At 66.1% G+C, this 12,982-nt stretch carries 10 protein-coding genes and 1 tRNA gene; 5 read left to right on the top strand and 6 right to left on the bottom strand.

From position 1 onward, the window contains the following. Window positions 1-82 precede the first annotated feature (82 nt). Window positions 83-1,108 carry an NADP-dependent oxidoreductase gene (locus ACZK29_RS15020; protein WP_164146823.1) on the top strand — a complete coding sequence of 342 codons (1,026 nt, stop codon included), beginning with the start codon at window positions 83-85 and terminating at the stop codon, window positions 1,106-1,108. A gap of 61 nt (window positions 1,109-1,169) precedes the next feature. On the opposite strand, the gene ACZK29_RS15015 is transcribed toward ACZK29_RS15020, so the two are convergent. Then, window positions 1,170-2,012 carry a bifunctional transcriptional activator/DNA repair enzyme AdaA gene (locus ACZK29_RS15015; protein WP_049429319.1) on the bottom strand — a complete coding sequence of 281 codons (843 nt, stop codon included), beginning with the start codon at window positions 2,010-2,012 and terminating at the stop codon, window positions 1,170-1,172. A 132-nt stretch (window positions 2,013-2,144) separates the two neighbouring features. Here ACZK29_RS15015 and ACZK29_RS15010 point away from each other — a divergent pair, with 132 nt between their 5' ends. Both ACZK29_RS15010 and ACZK29_RS15005 read left to right on the top strand, forming a co-directional pair. After that, the gene (locus ACZK29_RS15010) at window positions 2,145-2,906 is read left to right on the top strand and encodes an SDR family oxidoreductase (RefSeq protein WP_111202587.1); all 762 of its coding nucleotides are present in this window, start codon (window positions 2,145-2,147) and stop codon (window positions 2,904-2,906) included. Between the two features lie 224 nt (window positions 2,907-3,130). Further along, complete coding sequence (locus tag ACZK29_RS15005) at window positions 3,131-3,685, top strand: hypothetical protein (RefSeq protein ID WP_478446209.1); 555 nt, start codon at window positions 3,131-3,133, stop codon at window positions 3,683-3,685. A 770-nt stretch (window positions 3,686-4,455) separates the two neighbouring features. On the opposite strand, the gene ACZK29_RS15000 is transcribed toward ACZK29_RS15005, so the two are convergent. The 4 genes from ACZK29_RS15000 to ACZK29_RS14985 form a co-directional block, all read right to left on the bottom strand. Next, window positions 4,456-4,531, bottom strand: a tRNA-Ala gene (locus ACZK29_RS15000). Window positions 4,532-4,625: 94 nt separating this feature from the next. After that, the gene (locus ACZK29_RS14995; protein ID WP_062606492.1) at window positions 4,626-5,552 is read right to left on the bottom strand and encodes an alpha/beta hydrolase; all 927 of its coding nucleotides are present in this window, start codon (window positions 5,550-5,552) and stop codon (window positions 4,626-4,628) included. Further along, window positions 5,542-6,435, bottom strand: coding sequence for an alpha/beta fold hydrolase (locus ACZK29_RS14990; RefSeq protein ID WP_062606494.1), 894 nt, complete (start codon window positions 6,433-6,435; stop codon window positions 5,542-5,544). Before ACZK29_RS14990 ends, ACZK29_RS14995 begins: the two co-directional genes overlap by 11 nt. Before the next feature lie 21 nt (window positions 6,436-6,456). Then, window positions 6,457-7,512, bottom strand: a complete 1,056-nt coding sequence (locus ACZK29_RS14985; RefSeq protein ID WP_049429325.1) for a sugar phosphate isomerase/epimerase family protein — start codon at window positions 7,510-7,512, stop codon at window positions 6,457-6,459. A gap of 101 nt (window positions 7,513-7,613) precedes the next feature. Between ACZK29_RS14985 and ACZK29_RS14980 the strand changes: the two genes are divergently transcribed. Further along, a complete protein-coding gene (locus ACZK29_RS14980; RefSeq protein WP_478446208.1) occupies window positions 7,614-8,195 on the top strand; it encodes a TetR/AcrR family transcriptional regulator in 582 nt (193 codons plus the stop codon). Window positions 8,196-8,403: 208 nt separating this feature from the next. Continuing rightward, window positions 8,404-10,734 carry a TonB-dependent receptor gene (locus ACZK29_RS14975; protein WP_164146821.1) on the top strand — a complete coding sequence of 777 codons (2,331 nt, stop codon included), beginning with the start codon at window positions 8,404-8,406 and terminating at the stop codon, window positions 10,732-10,734. Window positions 10,735-10,822: 88 nt separating this feature from the next. Here ACZK29_RS14975 and ACZK29_RS14970 read toward each other — a convergent pair whose 3' ends face one another. Further along, the gene (locus tag ACZK29_RS14970; protein ID WP_239503972.1) at window positions 10,823-12,862 is read right to left on the bottom strand and encodes a DUF4034 domain-containing protein; all 2,040 of its coding nucleotides are present in this window, start codon (window positions 12,860-12,862) and stop codon (window positions 10,823-10,825) included. Between the last annotated feature and the right edge of the window lie 120 nt (window positions 12,863-12,982).

Genomic DNA, 12,982 nt, shown 5'->3' with positions numbered 1-12,982 from the left:
TTTTCGTGGCCGTTTCCGGCGATCGTTGCGGCGTAGTGTCGGCATTCCTTTCCTGATGCTGGCAACAGCAGAGCCGGTCACCATGTCCGATTCCCTCGTTACCTCCCGTATCGTGCTGGCCTCGCGTCCGCAGGGCGCGCCCACGTCAGCCGACTTCCGCCTTGAACAGGCGACACTGCCGGCCTTGGCGAAGGGCGAGGTGCTGCTGCGCAACCGCTACCTGTCGCTGGACCCGTACATGCGTGGACGCATGGACGAGGGCCCCTCGTATGCCGCGCCGGTGGCCATCGATGCGGTGATGGAAGGCCAGACCGTGGCCGAGGTGCTGCAGTCGAAGGCAGACGGCGTGTCGGTGGGTGACCTGGTACTGGCGCCAGGCGGATGGCAGACCCATGCGGTACTGCCGGGCAAGGCACTGGGGCGTCGCCTCGATCCGGCCGGGCTGCCACTGAGCACGGCGCTGGGCGTGTATGGCATGCCCGGATTCACCGCGTATTCCAGCCTGCATGAGATCGCCCGCCTGAAGCCGGGCGAGACGCTGGTGGTCGCGGCCGCGACCGGTCCGGTGGGCGCAACTGTTGCGCAGCTGGCGAAGCTGCAGGGCGCGCGCGTGGTCGCCATCGCCGGTGGTGAAGCCAAGCGTGCCTACCTGCAGACGCTGGGCGTGGACGTGGCGCTGGATCATCGTGCGGCCGACTTTGCCGAACAGCTGCGCGCGGCGGTGCCCGCGGGCATCGACGTGTATTTCGAGAACGTGGGCGGGCACGTGCTGGATGCGGTGCTGCCGCTGCTCAACGACTTCGCCCGCATTCCGGTGTGCGGCACCATCGCCACCTACAACGAACGCGGCGTTGAACAGCCCGGGCCGGACCGGCTGCCAGCGCTGTTCAGCCAGATCCTGCGCCAGCGCCTGACCGTGCGCGGTTTCATCGTGCACGACTTCAACCATCTGTGGCCGGACTTCGAGCGCGAGATGCCGCAGTGGCTGCGCGATGGCCGCATCCAGTACCGCGAGGATGTGGTGGAAGGGCTGGAGAATGCGCCGGAGGCGTTCTTCGGGCTGCTGAAGGGGCAGAACTTCGGCAAGCTGGTGGTGAAGCTGGATTGAGTGTCCGCCGGGCATGGCCCGGCGCTACCGCCGGGCGTGCCGACCAAGGTCGGCACCCACGTCAGGCAGTCGAGGCCTTTTCCCGGCGCAGCAGTTCGCGCTTGCGCGCCACGCCCCAGGCGTAGCCGGACAGGTCGCCGTCGCGGCGTACGACGCGGTGGCAAGGGACGGCCACCGCCAGTGGATTGCTGGCGCAGGCGCGAGCCACCGCACGGCTTGATCGCGGGGCGCCGATGCGCGTGGCGATGTCGGCATACGAGGCGGTCTGGCCACGTGGGATCTGCTGCAACGCCTGCCACACGCGCTGCTGGAAGGCGGTGCCGCGGATATCCAGCGGCAATGTGGCGCCCCGCGTCGGGTCCTCGACCAGACCTACAACCTGTGCCACCAGTTGTTCATAACCGCTGTCGGCACCGACCAGCTTGGCCTGGCGGAAGCGGTGCTGCAGTGATTGCAGCAGCGCTTCCGGATCGTCGCCGAGCAGGATCGCGACCACGCCGGTGGCACTGCTGGCCACCAGCACGCTGCCCAGTGAGCTTTCGGCAAGCGCGAAGTGGATGACTTCGCCGCGCCCCCCTGCGCGCCATTGCTTGGGAGTCATGCCCAGCAATTTCGGTGCGTTCTCGTAGAAGCGCCCACTGGAACCGAAGCCGGCATCGTGGAAGGCATCGGTGATGCGTTCCTGCTGTTGCAGCCCAGTGCGCAGGCGGTCGGCGCGCAGTGCCGCAGCGTACTGCTTCGGGGTCAGCCCGGTTGCCTCCTTGAACAGGCGATGCAGGCGGGTCGGGCTGCAGCCTGCGATGTCGGCCAGTTCCTGCAGCGAGGGTTCGTCGAGGCTGGCCTGCAGGTGGCGGCAGACCCGTTCGACGCGGGCGTCGGTGGTGGGGGAGGCGGTGCTGTCCATGGGCGGATTCTGGCACGTGCCGCAGCCACGAAAACTCCGTTTCCTGCACTTGCCAGCGAGGCCCGGAAACGGAGTGTTGGCAGGCGAGAGGCGCGGCATCGTGGCGGCCACTTCACAACCGGCACCACGACCATGCGCCTGAACAACAAGATCGCTCTCATCACCGGAGCCAGCGCCGGCATCGGCCGCGCCAGCGCGCTGCGCTTCGCTGCCGAAGGGGCAAAGCTGGTGCTCAACGCAAGGCGGCCGGAGCCGCTGCAGACGCTGGCCGAACAGATTCACGCCGCCGGTGGCGACGCCGTGGTGCATGCCGCCGACGTCGCCGACCCGGGCACGGCGCAGGCGCTGGTCGACCTGGCCCAGCAGTCATTCGGTGGCCTGGACATCGCTCTCAACAATGCCGGCATGCTCGGCCCGGGCGTGCCGGCGGCGGAGTTCCCGGTGGACGCCTGGCGCGAGGTGATGGCGACCAATCTGGATGCCGCCTTCCATGCGGCACGCGCGCAGTTGCCGGCACTGCTGGCGCGCGGCGGCGGCTCGCTGGTGTTCGTTGGCACGTTCGTCGGCCATACCGTGGGCTTCCCGGGTATGGCGGCCTATGCGTCGAGCAAGGCAGGGTTGATCGGCCTGAGCCAGGTGATCGCTGCCGAGTATGGCGCGCGCGGCGTACGCAGCAACGTGTTGTTGCCTGGTGGCACCGATACCGAGATGGGGCGGCAGGCCGCTCCCACCGGCGACGCCCGCGACTTCGTGCGCTCGCTGCACGCACTGAAGCGCATGGCCGAGCCGGAGGAGATCGCCAACGCGGCGTTGTTCCTGGCCAGCGATGAAAGCAGTTTCGTTACCGGTACCGCGATGCGCGTGGAGGGTGGGGTGTCGATCACGCGGACCTGAGTGGGGTCTTGAGTGTGGTGAGTACGCAGGATCGGAGCACGATGTCCGCGGATGACGCAGTTGGCCGCCAATAATTCGAAATTGGCTACCGATAATTCGCTTTTGGCTGGGCCATACACCAAATCCGATCTCTGTCTCGGTTGTGCTGATTTTCCTGGCCTAGAATCGAGACGCGGGCACGAAGCCTGCTGGAAATGTGTATGTCCATTCTTTAAGGAGTTGATGTGAAGAAGATGATTGCTGTGGCGGCAGCGCTTGCGAGCTCGCTGGTTTTGAACGTCTCCGCGCAGGAAATTGACTACCTGGGAGCGTCTCCCAAGATCCTCGCAGAAGCGAGTGCTCACGCAGCGAATTTGCCGGCTGGTGTCCAGTTGGTTGAGCTGGAACGATGGAGATGGAGAGACGACACTTTCACTGCTCGACCCACCACCTGGGAAGGATCAAGGCACCCTGGTCGTCGAGAAGGTATTCTCGGCTTCATTTCTTACTACCCATTCGAGGGAAGCATTACCCTCTACGCATGCCTGCATAACGATTGGATGGATTCATTCTCGTCCAGGGATCCCAACTGCGAAGGCCATATGAAGACGACCAACGGTATGCCAATCACTGGCTACATGGCTGGCACCCAGCTTCCGGGGACTGTGCCGTTGTATCGTTGCGTGCGAAATATCCCGAAGGTTTACGCTTACAGCGATCATTTCGATACTCTTGATCCAAACTGCGAAGGGAAGTACCAAGCTGTATTCGAGGGAATCCAAGGCTATATCTGGCTCTGATAGGAAGGTCCTGGAATCTTTTGAAGACGCCCCTGCCGGGGCGTCATTGCTTTCAGGCCACCTGAAATGGGACGCCGGCAGAGTGCCCACATGTATTGTTCCGACCACCTACCAGAAGCTGGTTCGCATGACTGGCGCCATGCTGCCGCTGCGGGATTTCACAAGGCGATGGATGATGATTTCGAAGTCGGGGAGCGTGCAGGGAGGTTGGGTGCCTCCGGCTCAGGGGCCTGTCGGCTGTCGATTCAGGGCAGGATATAGTTCTTAATCCAGGCTGCGACCTTCACCTGGTGGTCATCGGACCCAATGCGATCAACCATGAACTCACGTGCGATCGCGCCGGAGTTCCGAGCCTCCGTGCCGACCTTGGCTGCGGCCGCCCCTTCTTCCGCCATTTCGGATCCACGTATTGGGCGACAGCCGTCTCGCGTCTTTGCGAGGGTTCCCGGTCAACTGCGGGCATACCTCGGGATAGACCCCAAGACCAGTCGCTTCTCTTTTCCGTCGAAGCGGCACTTCATTCGCCACCAATGGCTGGCTGTCAGGTGAAGCCAGCCGCCGTCGAGCCGCTTCCGGGTCTTCCCAGTCGGCTTTACGGGCCGAATCGCGAGGTCGGAGAGTAGCGGCATTGGCGGATGCCCCAACATGTATGCCCCACGGTCTCACCAGCTGCAACGCTTTGGACCGGTTTGCATCGTGCAATAAAAAAGGCCGGAAGCCCTGCTATTTCAGGAGTTCCGGCCTTCTTAGTGCATTAGCGCACTGAATAGTGGTGGAGCCAAGGAGGATCGAACTCCTGACCTCGTCATTGCGAACGACGCGCTCTCCCAGCTGAGCTATGGCCCCACGGCAGGGTTTCAGTGTAGCGCTGCCTGCCGGGCTTGCCAAGCGCCGGGCCGGGACGGTGGTCGCGCCGCGTCGGCTACCGCCCCTGACCGGTTCAGGACAGGGCCCGGCGCAGCAGCGCGCCGGCACGACGTGCTGCCACGTCGGTGCTGGCACTGACCGCGTGCAGGTGGATGCAGGCGTGGATCATCCCGGGCAACCGCTCGAGCGTGCAGTCGACACCTGCCGCCTGCAGCAGCCGTGCGTATTGTTCGGCCTCATCACGCAGCGGGTCGTGCTCGCAGCTGAGCACGGAGGCCGGCGCCAGCCCATGCAGATCCGTTGCATGGGCAGGCGAGGCCAATGCCGGCGGTGTGGCCGGATGACCGAGATAGGCCTGCCAGCAACGCTGCATCAGTTCGGCGCTGAGGTAGTAGCCAGTGGCGTAGTCGCGGTAGGAATCGCTGCCCATCCTGGCGTCGAGTGCCGGGTACAGCAGCAACTGGTGGCACGGTTGCGGCAGGCCGAGATCGCGCAGCAGCAGGCAGCACGCGGCGGCCAGATTGCCACCCGCGCTGTCGCCGCCGATCGCCAACCTTTGCGGGTCCAAGCCAAAGCGTTCGGCGTTGGCCTGCAGCCACGACCAGGCGTCGGCAACGTCGTGCAGCGGCAGCGGGAACGGGTGTTCCGGCGCCAGCCGGTAGCCCACGGCGACAATCACGCAGCCGCTGGCATTGGCCAGCGCGCGGCAGGGGCCGTCATAGACCGCCAGCGAACACTGGAACCATCCGCCGCCATGCGCGAACAACAACGCCGGTGCCGGTCCATCGGGCAGCCCTTCCGGTGTGTAAAGGCGCACTTCCAACGCGTGGCCGTCGCGTGCGATCACCGCATGCTCGATCACATGCGCAACCGGCTGCGGCGCGCCCTGCAGCTGAGGCAGCGCGCTCTCGCTGATCGCACGCAGCTCGCGCAGGTCCTCCGGCAGCGGATGGGCCGCAACGGCATCGACGAACTGCTGCAGCGCGGGTTCAAGCTGCATGGCGCGCCTCCTGCAGGAACGGCAGCAGCTGCGCCAGGAACGCCTGCGGCGCTTCTTCCATGATGAAGTGGCCGCAGCCCGGCACGATGCTGCCGCGCACGTTGTCGGCATGCGGTTGCAGGGTCAGCATCGGCGCATCGGCGGTGGCGTGCTCGGCGCCGATGGCCAGCACCGGCATCGCCAGCCGGCGTTGCGCACGCTGCTTGTTCTGGCGGATGGTTTCCGGAATCGCGCGGTACCAGGCAAAGCCGGCCCGCAGCGCGCCGGGGCGGCTGTAGGCGGCGATGTAGGTGTCGGCGGCCACTGCATCGCGGCGATACGACCAGCGGTCGAACATGAATTCCAGGTAGGCGCGCTCGCGACCGCTGATGAGTGCCTCGGGCAGGTCGGCCACCTGGTTGAACATGAAATGCCAGAGGAAGATGTTGTCGGCCGGTGCGGCGAAGATGCCCGGTTCCGGCGCCAGACCTGGAATCACCGCTTCGGTCACGGCCAACTGGCGCACGGCCTGTGGCTGGTCGCTGGCCAGTGCATAGGCGATCCACATGCCGATGTCATGGCCAACCACCTGGTAGCGCTCGTGGCCCAGCGCCCGCATGGTCTGGTGCAGCACGGCGGCGGCACTGCCGGTGTCGTAGCCGTGGCTGGGGCGATCGGATTCGCCGATGCCCGGCGGATCGACCGCGATGGCTTCGAAACCGGCCTCGGCCAGGGCGTGGAGTACGTGGCGCCAGGCATACCAGGTCTGCGGCCAGCCGGGAATCAGCAGCACCGGCTCACCGCGGCCGGCGGAGACGCAATGCACGCGCTGGCCATCGATGCGCAGGTAGTGGTGGCGCAGGGCGTCGTCGCCGGCAGCGCCAGCGGGAAGGGAAGTCGTCATGGGGGAGTGCTCCGTGGGGGCTCAGGCGATGCCGAGCATGTGCTGCATCTGCGCGGTGCTGATCGGTGCACCGGCGAAGTCGTCGAAGATCTTGTCGGTGACCGGAATGATGTGGTCGCGGATGAATGCAGCGCCTTCGCGTGCACCGGCTTCCTGGTCCTTCAGGCAGCACTCCCACTCCAGCGTCGCCCACCCCTGGTAGTCGTACTGGGCCAGCTTGGAGAAGATCGACTTGAAGTCGACCTGGCCATCGCCCAGCGAGCGGAAGCGACCGGCCCGTTCGGTCCAGTCGGCGTAGCCGCCATAGATGCCCTGGCGGCCGCTGGGACGGAACTCCGCATCCTTGACATGGAACATGCGGATCAGCGGGTGATAGATGTCCAGGTACTCCAGGTAGTCCAGCTGCTGCAGCACGAAGTGGCTGGGATCGAACAGGATGCGGCAGCGCTGGTGCTGGCCGACGCGTTCGAAGAAGCGCTCGAAGCTGGTGCCGTCATGCAGGTCTTCGCTGGGATGGATCTCGTAACAGAGGTTGATGCCGTTGTCCTCGCAGGTATCGAGGATCGGCCGCCAGCGGCGCGCCAGTTCGTCGAAGGCGGCATCGATCAGGCCCGGCGGGCGCTGCGGGAACGGGAAGAGGTAGGGCCAGGCGAACGAGCCGGAGAAGGTACCCATGTCCTGCAGGCCCAGCCGGCGGGAGGCACGGGCGGCCAGGTGCAGTTGCTGCTGCGCCCATTCGCTGCGCGCCTTCGGGTTGCCGCGCAGTGCTTCCGGCGCGAAGCCATCGCAGAGTTCATCGTAGGCCGGATGCACCGCCACCAGCTGGCCGAGGATGTGGGTGGTGAGCTCGCTGACCTGCAGGCCGTGCTCGGCCAGGGTGCCGCGGATGTCGTCGCAGTAGTCCTGGCTGTCGGCGGCAGTGGCCAGGTCGAACAAGCGTGCATCCCAGGCCGGGATCTGCAGTGCCTTGAAACCGTGGCCAGCGGCCCACTCGGCAATGCTGGCAAGTGAGTTGAACGGGGCCTGGTCGCCGGCGAACTGCGCCAGGTGCAGGCTGGGGCCCTTGAGGGTCTGCATGTGTTGCTCCAATTGTTTGTCGATCGACAAAGAATAGGCGCGACCCTCGCGATGGTCAACACCCGCGTTACACTGCGCGCCTCACTGGAGCAGGCAGGCAGATGGCAGGGCGACCGCGCGAATTCGACAGGGACCAGGCGTTGCGCAAGGCGATGCTGCTGTTCTGGCAGCACGGCTACGAAGGCACGTCGATGTCGGCACTGGTCGAAACGCTGGGCATTGCCTCTGCACGCATCTACGCCGCGTTCGGCAGCAAGGAGCAGCTGTTCCGCGAAGCCGTTGCGCTGTACGAAGAGGGTGAGGGTGGTTTCGCGCCGCGCGCGCTGGAGCAGGCCACGCTGCGCGAGGCGATCGGGTCCATGCTGCGCGAGGCGGTGCTGACCTACACCCGTCGTGGGCGTCCGCATGGCTGCCTGGTGGTGTCCTCGGCCAGCAGCGTTTCGCCTGACGGCGAGGGCGTGCGGGACTGGTTGGCCAGCCATCGTCGCCAGCGCACGGCGGCGATCATCGCGCGGCTGCAGCAGGCGCAGGCCGAGGGTGAGCTGGCCGACGACGCGGCGGTGCAGGCGCTGGGTGACCACTTCGCCACGGTGCTGCATGGCATCTCGGTGCAGGCGCGTGACGGCATCAGCCGCGAGCGCCTGCTGGCGATGGTCGATGTCGCGTTGAGCCCGTTGCCCTGAGATCCGGGGTCAGATCCGTTCTCCCTTGGGAAACGGATCTGACCCCAGGCGGTGCTGGCTGACTGTGCCGAAACCGCTTGTTTCGCCGGGTTTGGGTGCCGCGCAACGAAATCGTAACAATTTGGGGGATAATGGCCGCTTGCGCAGTTTTCCCCCTTTTTGCCGCCCGGCTCGCGCAGGCCGCACGGACGCCTCCTCAGAGCATTGCATGCCCTCCCATACCGATTCCCGCCGCCTGTCGGGTCTGTCGTCTTCCCTTGTTTCCTTCCGCCGCCACCCGCTGGCACTGGCCTGTGCCGGTCTGGCCCTGGTCGGCAGCTTCGGTGCCGCCGCGCAGGACAGCGCGCCGACCCCGACCGGGCTGGACACGATCACCGTGACCGCCGAACACCGCGAGCAGAACCTGCAGGAAGTGCCGGTCTCGGTCGGTGTGGTGCAGGGCGAGCGCATGCGCGACTTCACCGCCGGCGGCGACGACACCCTGCTGGCGCTGTCCGGCCGCGTGCCGAGCCTGTATGCGGAAACCACCACCGGCCGCATCTTCCCGCGCTTCTACATCCGCGGCCTGGGCAACATCGACTTCTACCTGGGTGCCTCGCAGCCGGTGTCGATCATCCAGGACGACGTGGTGCTGGAGCACGTGGTGCTGAAGTCCAACCCGGTCTATGACGTGGACCAGGTGGAAGTGCTGCGCGGCCCGCAGGGTTCGCTGTTCGGCCGCAACACCACCGCCGGCATTGTCAAGTTCGACACCCTGAAGCCGACCCAGGACTACACCGGCCGCGTCAGTGCCAGCTACGCCACCTACAACAGCGTGTCGATCGACGGCGGCTTCGGCGGCCCGATCAACGACGTCGCCTCGTTCCGCGTGTCGGCCCTGTACCAGCACCGCGACGACTACGTCGACAACACCTACAAGGGCCCGAGCGCCGATGGCACGGTCAGCCCGAAGAAGAACGCCATGGGCGGCTTCGATGACCGCAACGTGCGCGCGCAGGTGTTGCTGACGCCGAGCGACCAGTTCTCGATCCTGGCCTCGGCCCACGCCCGCGATTACGAAGGCACCTCGACCCTGTTCCTGCGCGGTGCGCTGACCAAGGGCTCGAACAAGACCGACGTGCCGCGCGACAAGGTTGCCTACGACGAGGCGGACAACAACCCGCAGGCGTACAAGACCTACGGCGGCTCGGTGAAGGCACGCTACGACTTCGGTGCGATCGACTTCACCTCGATCACCGCCTACGAGACCACCTCCGGCTACAGCCGTGGCGACACCGACGGTGGCGCAGCGGCGAACTTCCCGGTGAACGGCGTGCCGAACGGCTACGGCCAGTCGATGGGCCGCATCCGCGACCTGGACCAGTGGACCCAGGAATTCCGCCTGGCCAGCCATGACGACAGCGCGCTGCAGTGGCAGGCCGGTGCGTTCTACTTCAACGGCAGCGACACCACCGACTTCTACCAGCGCGCGTGGTTCCTGCAGGGCGCGGCACGTAACCCGAACAACTGGGTGCGCCTGCGCAACAAGAACACCTCGTGGGCCGGTTTCGGCCAGCTGAGCTACGCCTTCACCGACAAGTTCACCGTCACCGCTGGCCTGCGCCAGACCAAGGACGAGAAGCACACGCGCCTGCTGAAGACCGCTGATACCGCTGCCGGCGTGGTCACCTACAAGGGCCGCACCGACGTCAAGATGTCCGATACCACGCCGAGCTGGGATCTGAGCGCGATGTATCAGTTCACCCCGAACGTGAGCGTCTACGCCAAGGTCGCGCGCGGCTTCCGCGGCCCGACCATCCAGGGCCGTTCGGCGGTATTCAATGCCGATTTCACCACCGCCGATTCCGAGACGATCCTGTCCTGGGAAGCGGGCGTGAAGAGCAGCCTGTGGGACAACCGCCTGCGCCTGAACGCCACCGCGTTCACCTACACCGTCAACGACATCCAGCTCAACGGCAACGATTCGGACGGCAACGGCGTGCTGTTCAACGCCGACAAGGCCAAGGCCTACGGCTTCGAAGCGGACATGGAACTGCGCCCGATCCCGAACCTGACCCTGAGCGCTGGCCTGAGCCTGCTGCACAGCGAGATCAAGGACAAGCGCGTGTACGCGCAGGTCTGCGGCCTCAACGGCCAGGTGGTCTGCACGGTGAATGACCCGACCATCAAGGTCGGCGCCAACACCTTCGCGCAGATCGACGGCAACCCGCTGCCGAACGCACCGAAGTACAACGTCAACCTGGCCGCCCGTTACGACTTCCCGGTCAGCGACGCCGGCACCATGTTCGTCTCCACCGACTGGAACAAGCAGGGTTACACCAGCTTCGTGCTGTACGACAGCAAGGAGTTCAACTCCAAGGGTGACTTCGAGGGCGGCCTGAAGATCGGCTACTCGGGCAACTACGGTGCCTACGAAGTGGCGCTGTTCGCGCGCAACATCACCAACGAGAAGAACCTCAAGGGCGTGATCGAGAATTACATGGCCGCGGTCTACAACGAACCGCGCACCGTGGGTGTCTCGCTGAACATGAACTGGTAAGGCTCTGGCGCGGTGGCGGGTTTTCCCGTCATCGCACCGCTGGAATGCAAAGGGCGGCCCGGAGTTCCGGACCGCCCTTTTCGTTGTTTCAGACTGCGGTAAGGTCGCTGTCCTGGCTGCGCTGGCCGAAGGTCAGGGCCCAGGTGGCGCTGTCCACCTGCTGGCGGTCCTGCGCCTGCTGCTTGCGCGCGCGGCTGGCGCCGAACCAGCGGCCTTCGCCGTTGATCAGCGGCGCCATGCGCACCACATCCACGTACTCCGTATCGATCTCGCTGGCGCGCTGCAGCCAGGTCAGGGCCAGGAAGGCGTTGGCCGGCACGCCGTTGCCGAAGTGGTAGATGTCGGCCAGGTAGCCGGCGGCCCACAGCTTGTCGTTGTCCTCACCGCGCCACCACAGCGGAATCAGGGCGCGTTCGACCGCTTCGCGCTTGTGCGCGTCGTTCTGGCCATCGAAGGCCAGGCAGGCCAGGTTGCGGCAGGTCGGGCCCCACACGCGTTCACCGGCGTCGGCTTCGCGCAGGCAGCGCAGGTACAGTTCGCGCGCACGCGCTTCGTTGTCAGCGCCACCAGCGGCAACCAGGCGCACGCCAAGGTTGTACGTGGCGATCAGGTCGCCGCCTTCGACGGCACGCTCCTGCCAGTACAGGGCCTTCTGGGCATCAACGAAGTCCGGCTGGTCGCGGCCGCCCAGCCGGCCCTTGTACAGGTCGCACAGCGCGGCCATCGCACCGGCGTCGCCGTCGTCAGCCATGCGCTGCAACAACGACAGGCCCGCGTCCTGCGAGACATCGCAGAACAGGTTGGACGCAAAGGTGACCGTGGACGTCTTCTGCTGCGCCGCCAGTTTCAGGGCGCGCTGCAGCAGGGGCTGCGCACGTGCCGGATCGGCGGTCTGGCCGAGCATCCCATGCTCGATGGCGGTAGCCGCCCAGAGCAGGCCGAGCGCCGAATCGCCTTCGCGCGCAGCGTAGTCCACGACCTGCGCGAACAGCGCTTCGGCGCCGTCAACATGGGCGAACCAGGTGCAGGCCTCCAGGCTGCTGAAACCACCGTGCAGGACCATGTCACGATCCAGTGCCCACGCATGCTGCAGGTCCTCAAGCGCGGCCTGCATGCATCCGGCATCCCATTGCACCTGGTCTTCGATCTCCTCGATGCGCCCGAGATGAAAGCGGAGTGCGGCGCGCTGGATCAGGACTTCAGCGCGCACGTAGCCCTCCAGGTGCCAGTCCAGGATCTGCGCATACGCACGCTCGTGCACGGCCACCGCTTCGGCATCGCCGCGGCGCGGCAGCTCGCCCATCCAGTCCTGTTCCTTGCACCAGCGCAATGCGTTGCGCTGTGCCAGCTCCAGGCCGCGGCACCAGCTGCCTTCGATGAAATCCTCCATCGCCTCGTGGCTGCCGCCCCAGCGCGGGTACAGGTAGTAGAGGGTGTCTTCCAGCGTCCCCAGGTCGTCCGGACGCTGTTCCAGCACCAGGCGCATCCAGTACGCGAGAGGGGCATCGAAATCGTCCTCGCTGCGATCGCGCAACAGCGGCGGCAGGCATTCCGGCAGGTGCTGCAGGGGCGCACCGAAGCGCGACAGCAACTGCAATGCCTGCGGCCACGCCTGCGGATAGTGCTCGGCCAGGGCGGCTTCATCGGACTCCGGCGATTGCCCTGCCTGGAGCGCGCGCAACCAGTTTGGTTCGCGCAGGTAGCTGGTGATGCGCTTGATGCCATCCAGCGCCAGCGCCGGTCGCTGCGACAGCGCGATCGCCTGCAGGTAGGCATGCACGGCGTGGTCGCGCGCCTGCTGTGCGGCCAGCCACTGGCTGTCTTCCACCAGTGCGGCCACGTCGGCGCTGCGCAGGGCGCCAGCGGCCGATTCCCAGCAGGCACCCAGGCGCAGGCGTGCGTAATAGCTGTGCGGATCGGCGGCAACCCACCGTTGCGCCTGCTGCAGGCGCTCATCCAGGGGCAGCGCTGTGTCCTGCAGGTTGCGCAGGCGCCAGCGGATGCCGGGCAGTGGCCGAGCGCCGTTCAGCCAGGCCTGTTCGTGTGGTGCCAGCAGTGCATCCAGCGCTGCGTAGTCCTGTTCCTGCAGTGCGCTGCGCGCCTGCGCGCGCCAGGCCAGGTCGTCCATGGAAAGACCGCCTTTCGCAAGTCCATTTGTCATCTGATGCAATCCAACAATAGCGGGGACGCTATTGGACAGGTCCACGCGCGCGCCGGCAAGCGTGGCAGATGCTCATGTCTGCGGTGC

The organism is Stenotrophomonas sp. 89682_Sma (assembly GCF_056481405.1).
This window is presented reverse-complemented; position numbering and strand designations above follow the sequence as displayed.

Excerpts from the sequence above, each read along its gene's own strand:
- ACZK29_RS15020 (WP_164146823.1), top strand. The coding sequence starts at position 83 with ATGTCCGATTCCCTCGTTACCTCCCGTATCGTGCTGGCCTCGCGTCCG.
- ACZK29_RS15015 (WP_049429319.1), bottom strand. The coding sequence starts at position 2,012 with ATGGACAGCACCGCCTCCCCCACCACCGACGCCCGCGTCGAACGGGTC.
- ACZK29_RS15010 (WP_111202587.1), top strand. The coding sequence starts at position 2,145 with ATGCGCCTGAACAACAAGATCGCTCTCATCACCGGAGCCAGCGCCGGC.
- ACZK29_RS14995 (WP_062606492.1), bottom strand. The coding sequence starts at position 5,552 with ATGCAGCTTGAACCCGCGCTGCAGCAGTTCGTCGATGCCGTTGCGGCC.
- ACZK29_RS14990 (WP_062606494.1), bottom strand. The coding sequence starts at position 6,435 with ATGACGACTTCCCTTCCCGCTGGCGCTGCCGGCGACGACGCCCTGCGC.
- ACZK29_RS14985 (WP_049429325.1), bottom strand. The coding sequence starts at position 7,512 with ATGCAGACCCTCAAGGGCCCCAGCCTGCACCTGGCGCAGTTCGCCGGC.
- ACZK29_RS14980 (WP_478446208.1), top strand. The coding sequence starts at position 7,614 with ATGGCAGGGCGACCGCGCGAATTCGACAGGGACCAGGCGTTGCGCAAG.
- ACZK29_RS14975 (WP_164146821.1), top strand. The coding sequence starts at position 8,404 with ATGCCCTCCCATACCGATTCCCGCCGCCTGTCGGGTCTGTCGTCTTCC.
- ACZK29_RS14970 (WP_239503972.1), bottom strand. The coding sequence starts at position 12,862 with ATGGACGACCTGGCCTGGCGCGCGCAGGCGCGCAGCGCACTGCAGGAA.